General features: G+C 65.7%; 20 protein-coding genes and 1 tRNA gene. 14 read left to right on the forward strand and 7 right to left on the reverse strand.

The genetic code is table 11. From position 1 onward, the window contains the following. Nucleotides 1-126: 126 nt before the first annotated feature. A complete protein-coding gene (locus ACX80H_RS09125; RefSeq protein ID WP_459312700.1) occupies nt 127-1,086 on the reverse strand; it encodes a DMT family transporter in 960 nt (319 codons plus the stop codon). A gap of 31 nt (nt 1,087-1,117) precedes the next feature. On the opposite strand from ACX80H_RS09125, the gene ACX80H_RS09130 reads away from it, so the two are divergent. After that, complete coding sequence (locus tag ACX80H_RS09130; RefSeq protein WP_459312701.1) at nt 1,118-1,669, forward strand: helix-turn-helix domain-containing protein; 552 nt, start codon at nt 1,118-1,120, stop codon at nt 1,667-1,669. A 32-nt stretch (nt 1,670-1,701) separates the two neighbouring features. On the opposite strand, the gene aztA is transcribed toward ACX80H_RS09130, so the two are convergent. Further along, nucleotides 1,702-2,370: a zinc ABC transporter ATP-binding protein AztA gene (gene aztA, locus ACX80H_RS09135; protein ID WP_459312702.1), complete on the reverse strand. Its 669-nt coding sequence runs from the start codon at nt 2,368-2,370 to the stop codon at nt 1,702-1,704. Nucleotides 2,371-2,522: 152 nt separating this feature from the next. Here aztA and aztB point away from each other — a divergent pair, with 152 nt between their 5' ends. Genes aztB through aztD form a run of 4 tightly spaced genes read left to right on the forward strand, consistent with a single transcriptional unit; the run spans nt 2,523 to nt 6,918 of the window. Beyond that, a complete protein-coding gene (gene aztB, locus ACX80H_RS09140; RefSeq protein ID WP_459312704.1) occupies nt 2,523-3,458 on the forward strand; it encodes a zinc ABC transporter permease AztB in 936 nt (311 codons plus the stop codon). After that, nucleotides 3,445-4,722, forward strand: coding sequence for an ABC transporter (locus tag ACX80H_RS09145; RefSeq protein WP_459312705.1), 1,278 nt, complete (start codon nt 3,445-3,447; stop codon nt 4,720-4,722). Before aztB ends, ACX80H_RS09145 begins: the two co-directional genes overlap by 14 nt. Next, the gene (aztC, locus tag ACX80H_RS09150; protein ID WP_459312707.1) at nt 4,719-5,636 is read left to right on the forward strand and encodes a zinc ABC transporter substrate-binding protein AztC; all 918 of its coding nucleotides are present in this window, start codon (nt 4,719-4,721) and stop codon (nt 5,634-5,636) included. The genes ACX80H_RS09145 and aztC overlap by 4 nt, the downstream gene beginning before the upstream one ends. Nucleotides 5,637-5,661: 25 nt before the next feature. After that, nucleotides 5,662-6,918, forward strand: coding sequence for a zinc metallochaperone AztD (aztD, locus tag ACX80H_RS09155; RefSeq protein WP_459312709.1), 1,257 nt, complete (start codon nt 5,662-5,664; stop codon nt 6,916-6,918). Between the two features lie 399 nt (nt 6,919-7,317). Here aztD and ACX80H_RS09160 read toward each other — a convergent pair whose 3' ends face one another. Then, a complete protein-coding gene (locus ACX80H_RS09160) occupies nt 7,318-7,470 on the reverse strand; it encodes a hypothetical protein (RefSeq protein ID WP_459312711.1) in 153 nt (50 codons plus the stop codon). Between the two features lie 56 nt (nt 7,471-7,526). On the opposite strand from ACX80H_RS09160, the gene ACX80H_RS09165 reads away from it, so the two are divergent. From ACX80H_RS09165 to ACX80H_RS09180, 4 genes are all read left to right on the forward strand, one after another. Next, nucleotides 7,527-8,036, forward strand: a complete 510-nt coding sequence (locus tag ACX80H_RS09165) for a GAF and ANTAR domain-containing protein (RefSeq protein WP_459312712.1) — start codon at nt 7,527-7,529, stop codon at nt 8,034-8,036. Beyond that, entirely contained in the window at nt 8,033-8,434 is a 402-nt protein-coding gene (locus tag ACX80H_RS09170; RefSeq protein WP_459312714.1) for a hypothetical protein, read from the forward strand. Before ACX80H_RS09165 ends, ACX80H_RS09170 begins: the two co-directional genes overlap by 4 nt. Nucleotides 8,435-8,528: 94 nt before the next feature. Beyond that, entirely contained in the window at nt 8,529-9,266 is a 738-nt protein-coding gene (locus ACX80H_RS09175) for a GAF and ANTAR domain-containing protein (RefSeq protein ID WP_459312715.1), read from the forward strand. Between the two features lie 175 nt (nt 9,267-9,441). After that, on the forward strand, nt 9,442-10,332 hold the full coding sequence (locus ACX80H_RS09180) for a GAF domain-containing protein (protein WP_459312716.1): 891 nt from the start codon (nt 9,442-9,444) through the stop codon (nt 10,330-10,332). A 221-nt stretch (nt 10,333-10,553) separates the two neighbouring features. Here the strand turns inward: ACX80H_RS09180 and ACX80H_RS09185 are convergent, their stop codons facing one another. Further along, a complete protein-coding gene (locus ACX80H_RS09185; RefSeq protein WP_459312717.1) occupies nt 10,554-11,027 on the reverse strand; it encodes a hypothetical protein in 474 nt (157 codons plus the stop codon). Nucleotides 11,028-11,218: 191 nt separating this feature from the next. Further along, nucleotides 11,219-11,956, reverse strand: a complete 738-nt coding sequence (locus tag ACX80H_RS09190; RefSeq protein WP_459312718.1) for an ankyrin repeat domain-containing protein — start codon at nt 11,954-11,956, stop codon at nt 11,219-11,221. A gap of 314 nt (nt 11,957-12,270) precedes the next feature. On the opposite strand from ACX80H_RS09190, the gene ACX80H_RS09195 reads away from it, so the two are divergent. Then, the gene (locus ACX80H_RS09195; protein ID WP_459312720.1) at nt 12,271-13,161 is read left to right on the forward strand and encodes a S1 family peptidase; all 891 of its coding nucleotides are present in this window, start codon (nt 12,271-12,273) and stop codon (nt 13,159-13,161) included. A gap of 144 nt (nt 13,162-13,305) precedes the next feature. On the opposite strand, the gene ACX80H_RS09200 is transcribed toward ACX80H_RS09195, so the two are convergent. Next, nucleotides 13,306-13,379, reverse strand: a tRNA-Met gene (locus ACX80H_RS09200). A 130-nt stretch (nt 13,380-13,509) separates the two neighbouring features. On the opposite strand from ACX80H_RS09200, the gene ACX80H_RS09205 reads away from it, so the two are divergent. The 4 genes from ACX80H_RS09205 (at nt 13,510) to ACX80H_RS09220 (ending at nt 15,863) form a co-directional block, all read left to right on the forward strand. Next, entirely contained in the window at nt 13,510-13,803 is a 294-nt protein-coding gene (locus tag ACX80H_RS09205; RefSeq protein ID WP_459312722.1) for a DUF4287 domain-containing protein, read from the forward strand. A 61-nt stretch (nt 13,804-13,864) separates the two neighbouring features. After that, nucleotides 13,865-14,269, forward strand: coding sequence for a VOC family protein (locus ACX80H_RS09210; RefSeq protein WP_459312724.1), 405 nt, complete (start codon nt 13,865-13,867; stop codon nt 14,267-14,269). Beyond that, the gene (locus ACX80H_RS09215; RefSeq protein ID WP_459312726.1) at nt 14,266-14,562 is read left to right on the forward strand and encodes a winged helix-turn-helix transcriptional regulator; all 297 of its coding nucleotides are present in this window, start codon (nt 14,266-14,268) and stop codon (nt 14,560-14,562) included. The genes ACX80H_RS09210 and ACX80H_RS09215 overlap by 4 nt, the downstream gene beginning before the upstream one ends. A gap of 68 nt (nt 14,563-14,630) precedes the next feature. Further along, entirely contained in the window at nt 14,631-15,863 is a 1,233-nt protein-coding gene (locus tag ACX80H_RS09220; protein ID WP_459312728.1) for a saccharopine dehydrogenase family protein, read from the forward strand. A 57-nt stretch (nt 15,864-15,920) separates the two neighbouring features. Here the strand turns inward: ACX80H_RS09220 and ACX80H_RS09225 are convergent, their stop codons facing one another. Next, nucleotides 15,921-16,196, reverse strand: coding sequence for a hypothetical protein (locus tag ACX80H_RS09225; protein ID WP_087075677.1), 276 nt, complete (start codon nt 16,194-16,196; stop codon nt 15,921-15,923). Nucleotides 16,197-16,355 lie beyond the last annotated feature (159 nt).

Raw genomic sequence — 16,355 nt, forward strand, 5'->3', positions numbered from 1 at the left:
ATCGTGGGACGGTGCGGCGTACCGTCGCCCGGACATCATGGGGATGACGACCGTTTCCGTGATCAGTTCGAGGGCACCTTCGATTCCGGTGAACCCCCGGCGTCGGTCATCGGCAGGGCCTTTGGGCTAATCCATTTGCTCGAGTTGAGGAGTAGAGGTCACCGTGTCGCCGGCTTCCTGCGAGGGGTCGTCGCGAGTGTTGGTTTCGGTGCGCTTGTTGGGGTTCAGCTCGCTGATCAGGGCACCGGCGACGATGAACGCGGCACCGACGATCGCGATCGGCGGGAGACGTTCACCGGCTATACGGCCGATGATGGCAGCCCAGACGGGTTCGGCAGCGTAGATGATCGTAGCCCGTGTCGGTGAGACCGACTTCTGCGCCCAGTTCATGGTGAGCTGGATGAGGCAGCTCGCCGCACCGAGGGCTACGGCTGAGACCACCCACATCCACGAGAATGTCGGCAGCTGCTCCCCGACAGCGGGCATCGTCAGGAAACCTAGGAACCCGGCGACGAGAAGCTGCACGACGGTGACCCGGCCGAGGTTGACCTTGCCGGCGAACCAGCTGATGAGGATGATCTCCGCCGCGATGGGGAGGGTGCTGACGACCGTCACGATCTCCCCCGAGCCGAAGGAGAAACTGGCGCTGCCTGGGTCGGCGAGCAGCATCAGACCGGCGAAGGCGAGCACGACACCGACCCAGGTGAGCAACCGGGGGGGCTTCTTGAACACGATCCACTGCAGCAGGGGCACGAGAGGGACGTAGAGGGCCGTGATGAACGCGGAGGTGCTGCTGGTGATCGTCTGCAACCCGACGGTCTGCAACCCGTAGCCGAGGAAGATCATGACTCCGATCGCAGCTCCCGCCACCACTTCCTTCCTCGTGATGCCGGGAAGAATCCGGGCGAAGATCACCGCGCTGATGAGGCCCGCGGTGATGAAGCGCACGCCGACGAAGAACCAGGGCCCGCTGTACTGCACGGCGATATGCACGATAAGGAACGTCGACCCCCACACAGCGGTGATGAGGACGAGGGCGAGCTCCTGGCGGGAAAGCCGATGCTCACGGGTCGGTATGTGCAACATGATGCACACCTTATGGTGCACAATGGTGCACATGCAAACGGGAGAGACTTCGCAGGTCCTGGCTCATGTGGGGGCGAATGTGCACCGTTTCCGGATTGCGGCCGATCTGAGTCAGGTCGCCCTGGCGGACCGGGCCGGCATCAGCCGAAGAACGATCATCAAGCTCGAATCCGGTGAAGCGAATATCAGCCTGACGGGCCTGGACCATCTCGCCGACGCGTTGGGTGTTAGCTTCGTCGACCTGGTCGCCGCCCCCGCGGCGGCCCACGCCGACATCCGTGAGCTCGCCTGGAGGGGCCAGCCCGGCAGCTCTGCGGTGCTGCTGGCCTCGGTCCCCGCCACGAAGGACGCCCAGCTGTGGGCGTGGGTGCTGGAACCCAGGGACCGCTACGACGCCGAACCCGACCCCGAAGGCTGGTCCGAACTGCTCATGGTCTCTGAAGGCTCCATTCGTGTGGAGCAGGAACGCGGGGACGTCGTGCTGACTGCGGGTGAGCACCTCGCCTTCGGCACAGCGCAGCAATACTCCTACGTCAACGACGGCCACCGCCGTGCCCGCTTCACGCGGGTCGTCGTCAGCTGACTGAGCACACGCTCCCATTCCCGACGCTTGTTCTACTGCCCAGGAACCGGCAGTAACGCCCCGGATATATCGGGCGTGCTGGGGTCGAGTGAGATGCGGCCTGCGTCGAGCGTGATGATGTGGTCGGCGGCGGCGAGGGTCGTGTCCTCGTGTGAGACGCAGATGACGGTTGCTCCCCGTGCCTGCTCCGCGATCAAAACCTCTGCCACGAGGGCCCGAGTGGTGGCATCCAGACCGGTGGTGGGCTCATCGAGCAGGACGATATCCGCGCGCTGCGCTAGTCCTTGAGCCAGGAAGGCGCGTTGACGCTGCCCTCCGGAGAGGGCATTGAGGGGCCGGCCCTGGTGCCCGGCCAGGCCGACCAGGCTGATGCAATCATCGATGATGCGGTCATCCTCGGCGTTCAGGCGTCGAAGCATGCCCGCCGTGGACCAGCGACCCATGGTCACGACGTCGCGAACCGTGAGCGGCAAGCGGTCGGATACTTCGCTGCGCTGGACGACAAGAGCCGTGCGCGCGTTCCTGGGCGTCGATACCGTTCCACGGCGGGGTGCCAGCACCCCGGCCAGTACTGCCAGCAGCGTGGATTTGCCTGACCCGTTAGGTCCGGCGATGGCCGTGACGGCACCGGGCTGGATCGACACACTGATGCCGCACAGGGCATCGACTCCATCGTGATCGAACCATACATCCGTCAGCACCAGAGGCTCCCTTATACCTTCGCCCGGCCCAGGTACAGGCGAGCTGAATCTGCCGGTTTGCTGCTGAGGCAGGGAGGAGACGCGTCGGGCCGATAACATCCCTCGAAACTATCATGTTGAGAACGATACTCATTTAAGTCTAGGGTGGCCCGGTGACCCTGTTCCTTGAACCCTTCTCCAGCGACTTCATGCTGCGAGCCCTCGTGGGCGGTTCGCTGTGTGCCGCTATCTGCGCCGTCGTCGGAACGTGGGTCGTGATCCGTGGGATGGCTTTCCTCGGGGAGGCGATGGCGCACGGCATGCTGCCCGGCGTCGCCCTGGCAACGTTGGCGGGTGTGCCGGTCATCCTTGGAGCAGCCTTCAGTGCCGTGGTGATGAGCCTCGGCGTCAGTTTCCTCGCCCGGCGGGGCCGCCTGTCCCATGACACGAGCATCGGTCTGTTCTTCGTCGGGATGCTCGCCGCGGGGGTCATCATCATCTCCCACTCCCGCAGCTTCGCCACGGACGCCACCGCCATCCTCTTCGGTGACGTTCTTGCCATCGGGTCCGGTGAAGTCCGGCTCCTTGTTGGCGCACTGATTCTTACGGTGCTGATCGCCGTAGGTTTCCACCGCTCCTTCGTCGCCCTCGCCTTCGACCGCCGCGTCGCTCAGGTCATGGGCCTGCGGCCACGCCTGGCACAGGTGCTGCTTGTAGGCCTGGTGACCCTCGCCGTCGTCGCGTCCTACCAAGCGGTCGGCGCGCTGCTGGTCATCGGACTGCTCCTGGCGCCCGCTGTTGCCGCCGCGGCCTGGACCACCCGCATCCCGACGACCATGGGCCTCGCAGCTCTCATCGGCGCCTTCTCGGTTCTCCTCGGGCTCCTCACCTCCTGGCACTACGGGACCGCGGCCGGCGCATCGATCGCCCTCGCCGCCATCACCTGCGCCACCCTGTCGAACATCATCCGCGGCATGACACGCCGCCGCACCACCTCAGCCAACAGGTCCACTATCAGCTCGTCCGACAGCTCCCTGGAGACCCTCGATCGTTCCGCCGGTCCGGAACCGGTACATCCACCACAGAAAGCCCTCCGTGCGAACGCCTGAAACCCTTCTGCTCTCCCTCCCCCTGCTTACCCTGACCCTCGCTTCCTGCTCCACGGTCAATCCGTCCGAGCCCGCCGCGGACACGGTGAGCGGCTCTTTCGCCGCTTCCAGCTCTGCTCCGGCCGAGATCGGCGACGGTCACGGAGCACTCGAGGGCTCCACTGAAGTCGCCGAACCCCAGCTCCACCTGATGACCCTGGACATCGCCGGACGAATCGACCTCCTCAACCTGGCCGATGAGACCACAACCACTGTCGGCGACGTCCCGGACGTCAGCGCCACTTCGACTGACGGGCGGTACCTCTTCGCGTCCTCGGCGACCACGGGCACCATGACGATCGTCGACAGCGGCATGTGGACGTGGGACCACGAGGACCACTTCCACTACTACAGCGGAGAACCCACGATCATCGGCGCTGTCGAGGGCGAAGGCGAAGCCGTCGTCACCTCCGGCTCATCCACCACGGGCGTCTACTTCCCCGACAGCGGCAAAGGCACCGTGCTCGACAACGACGCCCTCGCGAAGGGAGAGCTCGATGTCCGCGCTGAGCTGGCCGTCGAGCCCCACCCCGGGATGCTCGTCCCCCTCTCGGACCTCACTCTCCTGACCCGACCCGGCACGGAGGGAACGACGACGACCTCCGTGCAGGCGTACGACAGGGACGGTAAACCGATCGACGGTGCGACCGCGAACTGCGTCGATGCCCGCGGCACGATCACCACATCCGTCGGCACCGTCATCGGGTGCGACGACGGCGCCCTGCTCGCCACGCTCGACGGCGACACGGTCATGTACGAGCGCATCCCCTACCCTGCAGGGGCGGACGCCCCGAAGGCAACGGAGTTCCGGGCCCGGGAGGGCCGCCCAACGGTCGCCGCCGTCGCGGGCGAGCAGGGCGCGTGGTTGCTGGACACCCGGGAACGCATCTGGCAGTTCTTTCCGTCCGAGGTCCCGCTGATCCAGGTTTCCGCGGTGGATGACCGGGAAGGGCACGTCGTCGCCCTCGCCGTCGACGGCCGTGTGCTGGTCATGTCGGCCGAGACCGGCGGGACGATCGCCGCCACCGAACCGCTCCTGCCACAAACCCTCGCCGAACCCGGACTCCTGGTCGGGGTCGAGTTGACCGTCGACCAGCAGCGGGCGTACCTCAACGCCCCTGCCGAACAGGCCCTGGTCGAGATCGACTTCGCCGACAATGCCCGGATCGCCCGCACCTTCGACACCGACACCATCCCCGCGCACCTGGCGGAGGTCGGTCGATGACCGGAACACGACGGCACGTCGCTCTGGCTCTGGCCGCGATGGCACTCATCAGTGCCTCCGGTTGCGCTGCAGTCGGGGGCGATGGACCGCTCATCGTCGTCACCACCAACATCCTCGGCGACGTCGTCGAGAACGTCGTCGGGGACGAGGCCGAGGTCCGCGTCCTCATGCAACCCAATGCCGACCCGCACTCCTTCGAGGTCTCCGCGCAGGACGCCGCCATGATGCGCGAAGCGGACCTGATCGTCACCAACGGCCTCGGCCTGGAGGAAGGGCTCCAGCAGCACATCGACAGCGCCCAAGCGGAGGGTGTTCCCCTCCTCGTCGCCGGCGACGTCATCGAACCCCTCGCCTACGCGGAAGGCGAATCCGAAGGCGCACTTGACCCGCACTTCTGGACCGACCCGGCGCTGATGGCCGACGTCGTCGACGCTCTGCAGGAGCAGGTCTCAGGGATGGACGGTATCGACCCTGACGCCATCGAAACCTCGTCCTCCACCTATGAGTCGGAGCTCACCGAGCTCGATGCGGCGATGACCGACGTCTTCGCGGCGATCCCGGCGGACCGGCGGAACCTGGTCACCAACCATCATGTCTTCGGTTACCTCGCCGAACGGTTCGACTTCCGGATCATCGGAGCCGTCATCCCGGGCGGCACCACCCTCGCCTCCCCCAGCGCCTCAGACCTCCGCGACCTCGTCGCAGCGATCGAGGAGGCGCAGGTGACCACGATCTTCGCCGAGTCCTCCCAACCCGACCGGCTCGTCCAGGTCCTCGCCGACGGCGCGAACATCGACGTCGACGTCGTCGAACTGTTCACCGAATCCCTCACAAACCCCGGCGAAGGTGCAGACACGTACCTCACCATGATGCGCACCAACACCGAACGCATCGCCACCGGGCTCTCACCCTGAGACCCCGAACGAACAAAAGGAAATCATGACAGCAAATCTGCCCACGAAACGCAGGCGCCACCTCGCTCTCGCAGCGACCGTGGCCACCTCCACCATGCTGGTAACGGCGTGTGGCTCCTCTTCGGACCCGGCGTCAGACGCCACAGCAGCAGCGGGGACCACCACCTCGGCCACCGCAGCTGCATCCCCCACCCCCCGTGTCGCCCTCACCTACGACGGCGGCATCGTGGTCCTCGACGGCACCACGATGGAGCTCGAGGGCGACATGCCCATCGACGGCTTCACGCGCCTGAACCCCGCGGGCGACGGGCGCCACGCCCTCGTCACCGTCCTGGAGGGCTTCCAGGTCCTCGACCTCGGGACATGGACCGACTCCTCCGGGTCGCAGCAGGCGGAACCGAAACTCACCGACCTCATGTTCGAGGCCGACACCGCCGGCCACGTGGTACAGCACGGAGACAAGACCATCCTCTACGCAGACGGCACGAGCGACACCACCATCTACACCACCGACGACCTCCTCGAGGACCCGGACAGCCTCCCGGCGACCGAGGTCATCGAAGGCGAGGAGGCCCACCACGGCGTCTCGATCGTCCTCGAGGACGGCACCTTCCTCACCACCGTCGGGAACTCCGAGAGCCGCTCCGGCATCAAGGTGCTCGACGCCGACGGCAACGAAGTCGCTACGAGCGATGAATGCCCCTCTGTGCACGGTGAAGGCACGGCCTTGGATGAGGTCGTCGTCTTCGGCTGCAGCGATGGCGCACTCGTCTATGACGACGGCGAGATCACGAAGATCGACGCGCCGGACGAATTCGGTCGCATGGGCAACGCGTACGTCAGCGAGACCAGCCCCATCATCGCCGGGGACTACAAGGACGACCCCGACCTCGAGGGCTACCTCCTGCATCAGCTCACGCTCATCGACACCGAGACCAAGACCATGGAGGTCATCGACCTGCCCGAGGGCGTCGAGTACACCTTCCGCGACGTGGCCCGCGGACCGAACGACGAGGTCCTGATCCTCGCCTCGGACGGAGCCCTGCACAGCATGGACCCCGAGACCGGTGAGATCACCGACTCCCTGCCCGTCATCGACGCCTGGGAAGGCCCCGTCGAGTGGCAGCATCCGCACCCCGCCATCAAGGTCGTCGGGGACACCGCGTACATCACCGACCCCGCAGCCAAGAAGCTCCACGCGGTCGACATCGCCACGGGCGAGATCACGTCCTCGGACGAACTCCCCGGCGTGCCCAACGAGATCGCCGCAGTCGAAGGCTGAACCTCGCACACCTGACGGTGGAGCTGGCACCTTAGGGGTGCCAGCTCCACCGTCAGTTCAGTAAGGACCACTATCTCCCCTCCCTCAAGCCGATCACCTGTGGCTCCAGAATCCGCGCGATGGTGTCCCCCATACGGGACCCCGAAACGGACCTCACAGGGCGTGCCTGGTGACTGATCTCCTGCAGTGCTGCGCTGGTGAATATTCCCCTGACGCGGAGGCGGCAGCACTACAGTGAGCAGTAGATACCCGTTCACTGTTGCGCGTGCGGGCATCTACCGGGGTTCAGCCAACAGCCTCCTACCTGCAAGGGGTGACACCCCTGCGTCGGACAGCTGAAGGCCCACCGTGAACACCACACCCTCCACTCCATCCCCCGATTCCGTACCCCCGGATTCCTCACCGTCGGGCGAGCTCCTGGTGATCTTCGGCCGCAGCAACGGGTACCTCCTCACCGAGCAGACCGCCCACGACGCCGTCAACGGGCTCGCGGAAATCGCCCGGGACATCATCGCCGCAGCCGAGGGCGCCGGCGTGAGCATCATCGATCAAGACGGCACCCGCGTGAGCGTCGAAGCGACCAACCCTACGTCCTCGAGGCCGATAACTTGCAGTACGAGTTCGGCCAGGGACCCTGCATGCCCGCCTGGTCAACCGGGGAGCACGTCTACATCGCCGACACCGGCACCGCTGACCGGTTCCAGCAGTGGACATCCGCCGTGACCGAGCTCGGTATCCGCTCGTGTTTGAGCGTTCCCCTCCTGAACAAGCCCGCCGGCCTGGGCGCGATGAAGGTCTACTCCACCACGATCGACGCGTTCAGCGACGGGGACCGGCGGCTGCTGCTCAACCTCGCCCGGTCCGCCGCCACCCTGCTCGGTCATATTCAGGCCAGCGACACCCCGCAACGCATCAGCGACGACGTCAGAGCGTCCCTCGCGGAGCGGGACACCATCGGCGTGGCCCGCGGCATCCTGATGGAACGCTTCGATCTGGACCGGCAGACGGCCAGGAACCACCTCATCGACCTCGCCACCGGGGCGAACACCACCATGGCCGCCATGGCCGCCATGATCAGTGAGCGTCAGGACGGCACCGACCCCACTACTGGTCCATGATGCCCAGATACTCCCCCGAGGAACAATGCCGACGCACACTGCACGCCATGCAGCTCGCGGAGCTCGACGTCCGAAGCGTCTGGATCCGCTACTTCTCCCTCTCCGGAGACGCCGACGAATTCGAGGTCGACGCCTACCTCAACGGTCTGATCAACCTCACCCCACTGGATAGGGACCTCGTCTCCCACGCGGTCAACGAACTCATCAGCGAGACACCAAGGCCCGCTGCCCCCTACAGCAACGGCCCCGACGAGCCGGAGGCCGTGGTTGCCCTAGGTGTCCAGGGTGTCCTGGCCGACCTCGCCCGCCCCGATGACCCGCGTGACCCAGGTAGCCAGGAGGGTCCGGGTAGCCGGGAGGATGATCTGAACGAGGACGGCCGGGAACCGAGCGAATGAGGCTGCGGTGGAGGCAGGGGTTACCGTTGATACTGCGATGGCGGCTGCCTGCTGGGGCGCGGAAGACGAGCATGCCTTGGAAGGGACACCGCAGATGACCGAAGAAAGTGCTAAGCGCATAAGTGAGCCCGCACAGCTCCAGGACCTCGTCCTGGACAGTACGGACCTCGAACGGTTCCTGAACAGGCTCGCGGTGTTCGCGGCCGCCACGTTCACCACTCAGACACGGGAAGTGTTCTGCAGCGTCACGCTGCTACGACCCAGAAGTAAGAGCGTCATCGCCAGCAGCAGCGACCAGGCGAAGAACCTCGACGAAGTGCAGCTCGCCTACGACGACGGCCCATGCCTGCGTGCGGCGCGCGACGGTCAGATCTACGTCGTCGAGGACTTCACCACCGAAGATCGATTCGGCGCGTACTCGGCTGCCATTGTTAGCCACGGCATCCGGTCCGCCCTGGGTGTGCCGATCGCCCTGGAAGGCCACGCGGCCGCAGGCCTGAACCTGTATGCGACCGCCTCGGACGTGTTCGACCCCAGCGTCACCGCCGCAGCGGACACACTCGCCAGGGAAGCCTCGCAACTGCTGCGGATGGCCGTCCACATCGCTCACCTCACCGCCACCAACCACCACCTCAGCCAGGCCATGAGCACCCGGACCACCATCGATGTCGCCGCCGGCATCATCATGGCCCAGAACCGGTGTAGCCACGACGACGCCATGACCATCCTCAAAGCCGCCTCGAGTGGACGGAACATGAAACTCCGCGACATCGCCGGCGCCGTCGTGGAGTCCCTCGGGCAGCAGACCCCTGCCACCCACTTCACCCCCTAACCCCCAGTGGCGCACGAGGGGCTCTGCTGCAGGTTTATCGGTTCGTGTCGATCACCTGCTCGAAGCGCTTGGCCGGCAGTGCAGGACGCGCGAACAGCCTAGTCTTGATCGGTAACGCGCAGCCTCGGGGATCGCCCCATCAGGGTTGCATGAATAAGTTGGCGGAGGAATCAACGTGCTCGATGAGTATGTGCAGCAGTGGAGTGCGATCCAGACGGTACGGGCAGCCAGTCTCACTCCGCAGGACGTCGTCACGGCCTACTTCGAAATCACAGGGAACGCGGACGAGCTCGAGGTCCAGGGGTACCTGACCGGTCTGGTGATGCTCCCGGTGCCTGAGCGGGACCTAGTCGCTCAGGCCATCAACGAACTGCTCGACAGCGTCGGCTCCACCGTCGATGGTGCGCATTACAGCAACCATGATGTCGCGTCCTTCTCCGGGTACAGCGACTACCTGCGCACCCTAGATCTCTCCCCCGACGGCTACGACTTCAGCGCCCCGCCAGCTGGGGACCACACCACCAGCGTTGCTTCCACTGATTCCGCTGATTCGGGCAAGCCCATTGATGCACCAGCTGACTACGAGGACGATCCCGGGCTGGACGAGACGGAGTTCCGGCGTCTTCAGGCTTTGTACGAGTCGGGGTTGCTCGAGACCGGGGCAGAGGAACGCTTCGACAGGATCACCCGGCAGGCCCGGGACCACTTCGGCGTCAGTTCGGCCTCCATCGCCCTGATCACCGAGGACGCCCAGATCATCAAGTCCGTCGTGGGACCCATCGGGCAGGACCTCCCACGGGGTGTGGCGTTGTGCGCAAAGACCATCGAGCACGATCGCACCCTGGTCATCCCTGATGCCACCCTCGACCCGCAGTGGCGGGACCACCCGCTCGTTGCCGACGGCCCGAGGGTCCGCTTCTACGCCGGTCATCCCATCTGCACCGCAGACGGCTGGCGTATCGGCACCCTCTGCCTGATCGATGACCAGCCGCGGATTTTCACCGAGGAGGATGTTCAGGTCCTCCGGCGTCTCGCCGCCCGGGTGCAACTCGAAATGTGGGTATAAGCCAAGGATCCGAGCCGGCGTTGGGCTTCGATCCACCGGTACTGCACCCTTGCCCGTGGCCTGCCGCCCAAGTGCGTGGCAAAACCGTCTGATCGTTCTTGCTGCAAGGGGTTCAAGCGGAATGAGGGGAGCGACTGATGTCGTTCCCCTCTCCTGTTGGTGACGCACCTAGTGTGCCGGCCTTCTTGGTCGTTCCAGGTGCGACGTTGCACAGCCCGTTCTCAAGGAAGGGTGCAGGCCACGGAACCGTGATCGAATTTGGACTCGTCATCGACCGCGATGAAGTCCGTCTCGAAAATGCACTCCATGCCGTCCGGGAAACCCATCGTGCCCGTACCTTTGAGCTTGATGGTTTGGGCATCGAAATTGAGCCCGTCCACGTACCATTCGAAAACGTTCACGAACTTGTACGCACTCTCCGCCGTGGTCGTCTCACCCCGAAAGGTTGTCGTCGATGAAGACTGGACCCGGCCCTGAATGATGACCCTGCCCGACGGTGTGTACACCTCGATGCTTTGCTGTGACCCGGTCGTACAGAACACCAGGCCGGCTTCCTCATCGGTGATGCACTGATCGAAGGTGATGGATTGCCGGCCCTGGGTGCTGGCTGCGTTCGCTGGGACCGCAGTCGAGGCCAGCAGCACGGCCGCGGCACCGGCGCCGAAGGCGGCACGGCGTATGGGTGGTCTGCGCATGAATCCTCCCGATTCTGTTCAATACGGTCCGTTGCGGGCCGTTGGCGGAACGATAGGAGGCACCCAAGCGAGCGTCAATAGCCGGAAAGGGACGGGGCAGGCTGCCATTCGTTCAGGTTGTCGTCGTGGAACGCACCGACGACGGTCGATAGTGGCGACACTTCTCCTGCTGTTGTGGCAACGCCCGCGGCCTACTGTTCCGTCGCTTTGCGCAGGATAGTAGCGATCTCCTGGAAGCCCAGGGACGTGGCGTGCTGCACGGGCGTGAGACCATCGCGCTGGGAGGGGAGCCTCACGTCGGCGCCGCCTTCGACGAGCAGCTGCACGGTCTCCACGTACCGGGGCGAGCCATCGCCAAAGATGATCGCCTCGTGCAGCGCGGTCCAGCCCGGGTTGTTGACGTGGTTGACGTCCACATCGGTCTCCAGCAGCCTCCGCACCACGTCCCCGTGGCCACGCTCCGCAGCGCGGATCAGGGCGGTGCCGTTGTAACTGTCGCGCGCGTGGACATCCGCATCGTTGCGCAGGGTCAGGTCCAGCAGCTCGAAGTAGCCCTCACTCGCTGCGATGAGGAAAGCGCTTTGTTGGGTCTCGTCCTCGTAGTTGACGTCAGCGCCGGCGTCGATGAGCCGGCGAGCTTCGGCGACATCGTTCTCCCAGGCTGCCCCGATCAGGCTCTGATTCAGCGCGATCAGCTCGCCGGGGGCGAGCGACGTAGAAGTAGCCGATGGGCTGCTCGGCGAGGCACTCGGAGCAGACTCTACGGCTGGCGGCGATGGGCTCGGTGTACTGGACGGGCTCGGCAGGCTCGACGCACGCGCGGACACGGAAGGCGTCTGTTGCGTCGGACCGGTCACCTCGCCGTTGCCGGTGCAGCCGGTCATCAGCAGCAGTACGGTCAGAACACTGCCTGGCACGAGCGTCCTCATCGGGACGCCTGCCGCGGGACCATCGAGATGGCACACCAGAACTTCCTCGGGACCATTCCCATGCCTGCCAGCATACCGAGCCATGAATCGGACGACCGTGGGAGCTAGTCATGCGTGAGGAGCTGATGATGCGGGCATCACCATCGTGCACGGAGGCTACGCCATCGAGCGCTTGTAGCAGCCCCGAAAACGAGAGCCGGACGCCCGCCATGCCGGACAGTCGTCCGGCCTTGTTCTCGCTCATTGACGCACCCCTCGACCGGGTTTACGGTGAGCGCATCGAGACACCGTCGTACTTGCTACCGGGAGGCGTCATGCGCAAGACGTTCGTGCTGATACTTACACTTTGTGCGGCTGTTTTCGGGCCCGCGGCCCCTGCCTCCGCCATCACCGGCAATTACGTCGAGGACAACGAGCATCCCTTCGTTGGCCTCGTCGTGTTCTATGACGAGAGCGGTGAGTTCACTCACCGCTGTTCGGGATCACTGCTGACCCCGACCGTATTCCTGACCGCCGGGCACTGCACCGACGAAGACACCGGCGCCGTCGCGGCACGCGTGTACTTCCAGCAGGATGCCGGTGTGAACTACGATCCGGCGAACGAGCTCGACCCAGTGAGCGGCTACCCGGAGTACTGCGCCGAGGGCACGCTCGGTGAGCTGTGCGCCACCTCCGACGAGCTTTACGACTACGGCTTCGAAGACTTCGCCGGGTTCCCGAACACGCACGACGCCGGCATCGTGATTCTGGACCAGCCGATCGAACTCGAGGAGTACGGCGCACTTGCCGTTGCCGGTTCGCTCGACCACCTGGCAACGCAGCGCGGTCGCCAGGACATCACGTTCACGGCGAGTGGCTATGGCCTCAGCTACAGCAGCCCCGTGGAGGTGGTCTCGTTTCGCGAGCGGCTCATGGCCCAGTCGAAGCTGACCAACCTGAACAGTGCGCTTACGGGCGGCTTCAATCTGCAGACCACCGGCAATGGACAAGGCAGGGGCGGCACCTGCTCGGGTGACTCCGGCGGCCCCGTCTTCTACGGCGGCTTCGAGTCCAACGTCATCGTCGCCGTCACGTCATTCGGTCTGAACGCCTACTGCAGGGGCAGTGACTTCGCGTACCGCACCGACCAGGCCGAGGTGATTGCCTGGATCGAATCGGTCGTGGGCGACGACGAGTTCTCACAGATCCAATTCGTGGAGCTGTGAGGCACAGTCCCACCTCGTCGATGACCATAGGGGCGGCCGGCAAGCTGTGGGAGGGCGGCATAGCGCTTATCAGGTGCCGTTCCGATCGCGGCTCAACGAAGTTCGGGCACCTACTCAACACGATCGTGAGTAGGTGCCCGGTTGTTGCGGGGACAGGATTTGAACCTGTGACCTCTGGGTTATGAGCCCAGCGAGCTACCGAACTGCTCCACCCCGCGGCGCATGGACGACTCTACGCACCGCACGGTGGATACACCAATCGAGGGCTGGCATAGCTGACTATGGCGAGCCATACGCTAGCGAGCTCCCAGGGAACACGGCACACTGGCCGGAAGAGAGGAGACATCCATGTCGTTCCAGGCCTACCTCGATACGGTCGAGAAGAAGACGGGGCTCACCCCGCGCCAGTTGATCGAAATCGCTCACCAACGCGGTCTCGGTCCCGAGACTAAGGCGGGACCCATCCTGACCTGGTTGTCCGAGGAATACGGACTCGGGCGAGGGCACGGTATGGCCATGGTGCATGTCATCACGAAGGGCGACAGCATAGGTAGCGACCACGTCGGCACGGGAAGCACACACAGCGACCCGAAGGACCACCTGTGGCTGGACGGTATTGCCACCAAGCCAGAGGGCTATTGAGCTGCCGAGGCTTGCAAGACCGGGCCTTGACACTTTACTTGCATTTTGCAAGTGTTAACGCATGAGCCTCTTCATCACCTGCCCGGTCGAGAGCGTCGAGCGCGCCACCGCCTTCTACACCGCCCTCGGCTGGACCCTCAACGCCGAGATGTCCGACCACAACGTGTCGTGCTTCGCGATCGCACCCGAGCAGTACGTCATGCTCGGCAGCCGCGAGATGTACGCGGGTGTCGGTGGGGCCGAGGAGCTGGTCGGCGGACCGGGCACGCCCTCGAAGGTCACGGTCTCGTTCGACCTCGGCAGCCGCGAGGCGGTCGACGAACTCGTTGAGCGCGCCGGCGCCGCGGGCGGGCGGATCGGCGACACCGACGACTACCCCTTCATGTACCAGCGCCAGTTCGACGACCCCGACGGCTACCATTACTCGCCGTTCTGGATGAAGCCGGACACCGATCCGGACGCGTGAGCGACCTCGCCGCGGCCCTCGACGTCGTCGGCTCTCGGTGGGCGCTGCTGATCGTGGAGCGGCTGCTCGACGGGCCGCAACGCTACGGCGACCTGCAACGCGACCTCGGGGCGCCGACGAACATGCTCGCGACCCGCCTGCGTGAGCTCGAGGCTGCCGGGGTGCTGTCGCGCCTGCCCCTGCGGCACAACACCAGGGCCTACGCGCTGACCGATCGTGGGCTCGCCTTACGTGAGGCGATCAGCGCGCTCGAACGCTGGGGCCGCGGTGAAGCTCCGATGCATGACGCCTAGACCCTCGGACAGGAAGAGGCAGGCGCTTCTCGGCGTCGGTCCGGCCGCCGCTGTGGAAGACTGCTGGCATGCAGGCCCCGGCGCGCGACCACGACCTCGTCCTCTTCGGCGCAACCGGCTTCGTCGGCGAACTGATCGCCGGATATCTTGCGGAAAACGCTCCGCCGGACCTGCGCGTGGGGCTCGCGGGGAGGTCGAGGGTGAAGCTCGAGGCCGTACGCGCCAGGCTGCCCGCCGCCGCACACGACTGGGCCCTCATCGAGGCCGACTCGGATCAGCCCTGCTCGCTCGCTGCGCTGGCCGCGGGCACCAGGGTTCTCTTCACCACGGTGGGTCCCTACGCGAAGTACGGGCTGCCTGTCGTCGAGGCGTGCGCCCGAGCCGGCACCCATTACGGGGACCTGACGGGAGAGGTGTCCTTCGTCCGGAAAGCGATCGACCGTTGCGACGCCCTGGCAAGGACCACCGGTGCACGGATCGTCCATGCGTGCGGCTACGACTCAGTCCCGTCGGACCTCGCGGTGCTCCTCCTGCGCCAGGCTGCAGAGGCCGACGGCGCGGGCGGACTGACCGAGGTGCAGCTCGTCGCCAGGGCCAAGGGTGGCTTCAGCGGCGGCACCATCGAGTCGATGCGTGGGCAACTCGACGGCATGCGATCGGACCCCGAGCTGCGATCACTCGCGGGCGATCCCTACTCCCTCAGTCCGGACCGGACGGCGGAGCCCTCGACCCAGCAGCCGGCGGACCTGGGGTGGGTGGGCCGGTCGGAGGACGGCCTGTGGACCGCACCCTTCGTCATGGCGGCGGTGAACACGCGGATCGTGCGTCGCAGCAACGCCCTGCAGGGTTGGGCCTACGGCCGGTCCCTGCGGTACGGCGAGGTGATGGGAATGGGGCGCGGGCCCGCCGGCGCCGTCGTCGCCGGAGTGACGGCGCTCGGCCTGCGGGTGGTCGGAGCCGCACTGACCCTACCCCTCACGCGGAAACCACTGGCCCGTGCCCTTCCGTCGCCCGGTGCGGGCCCGAGTGAGGCCGCGCGGCGCTCAGGCTGGTTCCGTTCCCAGGTCACAGCTTCCACGGAGAGCGGCCGGCGGTACCGGGCCGTCGCAGCCGGCCCGGGCGATCCGGGATACGCCGCCACCGCCGTGATGGCCGGGGAGACCGCGCTCTCCCTGGCCCTCGACGGCGAGCGCCTGCCGCCCACCGCAGGATCGCTGACCCCGGCGACCGCCTTCGGCGACGTCCTGGTGGAGCGACTGCGCGCGGCAGGCCATACCTACGAGGTCATTTCCCTCACCTGACGCAGGATGCGATGATGCACTCTCCTTCGAACCTGAACGCGGCAGGCATGTTCGCTGTCAGTGGTGACCGGCTTCTGTGGTGCCGAACATCAGGGTCCGGCGCTGCACGTCGTAGTACACGGTTTCGGCCGAGGAGAGCAGGTCCTGGAGGTTGTCGGCATCATCGGCGTCGATCGTGAGGACCTCCTCCCATGCACCCTGGTCAAGAACCAGTTGCAGGGTCCACGAACCGGGCTGGCCCGGCTCTCCCGCCACCCAGCTGAACTGGTAATGGCTGAGCTGTCGGACCTTGATGCTGTCATCGGTGATGGGCTGATTCAGGTTCTGTGCCATGGCGCTGTCTTCCTCCTTGTACAGCCCGCCACTGGCGGGCTTCTGGACTGGATGGAGCAGGAACCGGGACGCCCGTCGACTTCACACGATGATCCGACGGACCCGATGACCTCAACCTAGTTCCGCCTCCAGCCCCGGTAAACGCCCTCGTTGCATTTG

It is taken from the genome of Arthrobacter pasteuri, assembly GCF_054510955.1.

Bases quoted from the DNA above. Each gene is read 5' to 3' on its own strand.
- aztC (WP_459312707.1), top strand. From the start codon at position 4,719: ATGACCGGAACACGACGGCACGTCGCTCTGGCTCTGGCCGCGATGGCA.
- ACX80H_RS09220 (WP_459312728.1), top strand. From the start codon at position 14,631: ATGCAGGCCCCGGCGCGCGACCACGACCTCGTCCTCTTCGGCGCAACC.
- ACX80H_RS09170 (WP_459312714.1), top strand. From the start codon at position 8,033: ATGATGCCCAGATACTCCCCCGAGGAACAATGCCGACGCACACTGCAC.
- ACX80H_RS09195 (WP_459312720.1), top strand. From the start codon at position 12,271: ATGCGCAAGACGTTCGTGCTGATACTTACACTTTGTGCGGCTGTTTTC.
- ACX80H_RS09225 (WP_087075677.1), bottom strand. From the start codon at position 16,196: ATGGCACAGAACCTGAATCAGCCCATCACCGATGACAGCATCAAGGTC.
- ACX80H_RS09205 (WP_459312722.1), top strand. From the start codon at position 13,510: ATGTCGTTCCAGGCCTACCTCGATACGGTCGAGAAGAAGACGGGGCTC.
- ACX80H_RS09185 (WP_459312717.1), bottom strand. From the start codon at position 11,027: ATGCGCAGACCACCCATACGCCGTGCCGCCTTCGGCGCCGGTGCCGCG.
- ACX80H_RS09210 (WP_459312724.1), top strand. From the start codon at position 13,865: ATGAGCCTCTTCATCACCTGCCCGGTCGAGAGCGTCGAGCGCGCCACC.
- aztD (WP_459312709.1), top strand. From the start codon at position 5,662: ATGACAGCAAATCTGCCCACGAAACGCAGGCGCCACCTCGCTCTCGCA.
- ACX80H_RS09130 (WP_459312701.1), top strand. From the start codon at position 1,118: ATGCAAACGGGAGAGACTTCGCAGGTCCTGGCTCATGTGGGGGCGAAT.
- ACX80H_RS09175 (WP_459312715.1), top strand. From the start codon at position 8,529: ATGACCGAAGAAAGTGCTAAGCGCATAAGTGAGCCCGCACAGCTCCAG.
- ACX80H_RS09190 (WP_459312718.1), bottom strand. From the start codon at position 11,956: ATGAGGACGCTCGTGCCAGGCAGTGTTCTGACCGTACTGCTGCTGATG.
- ACX80H_RS09125 (WP_459312700.1), bottom strand. From the start codon at position 1,086: ATGTTGCACATACCGACCCGTGAGCATCGGCTTTCCCGCCAGGAGCTC.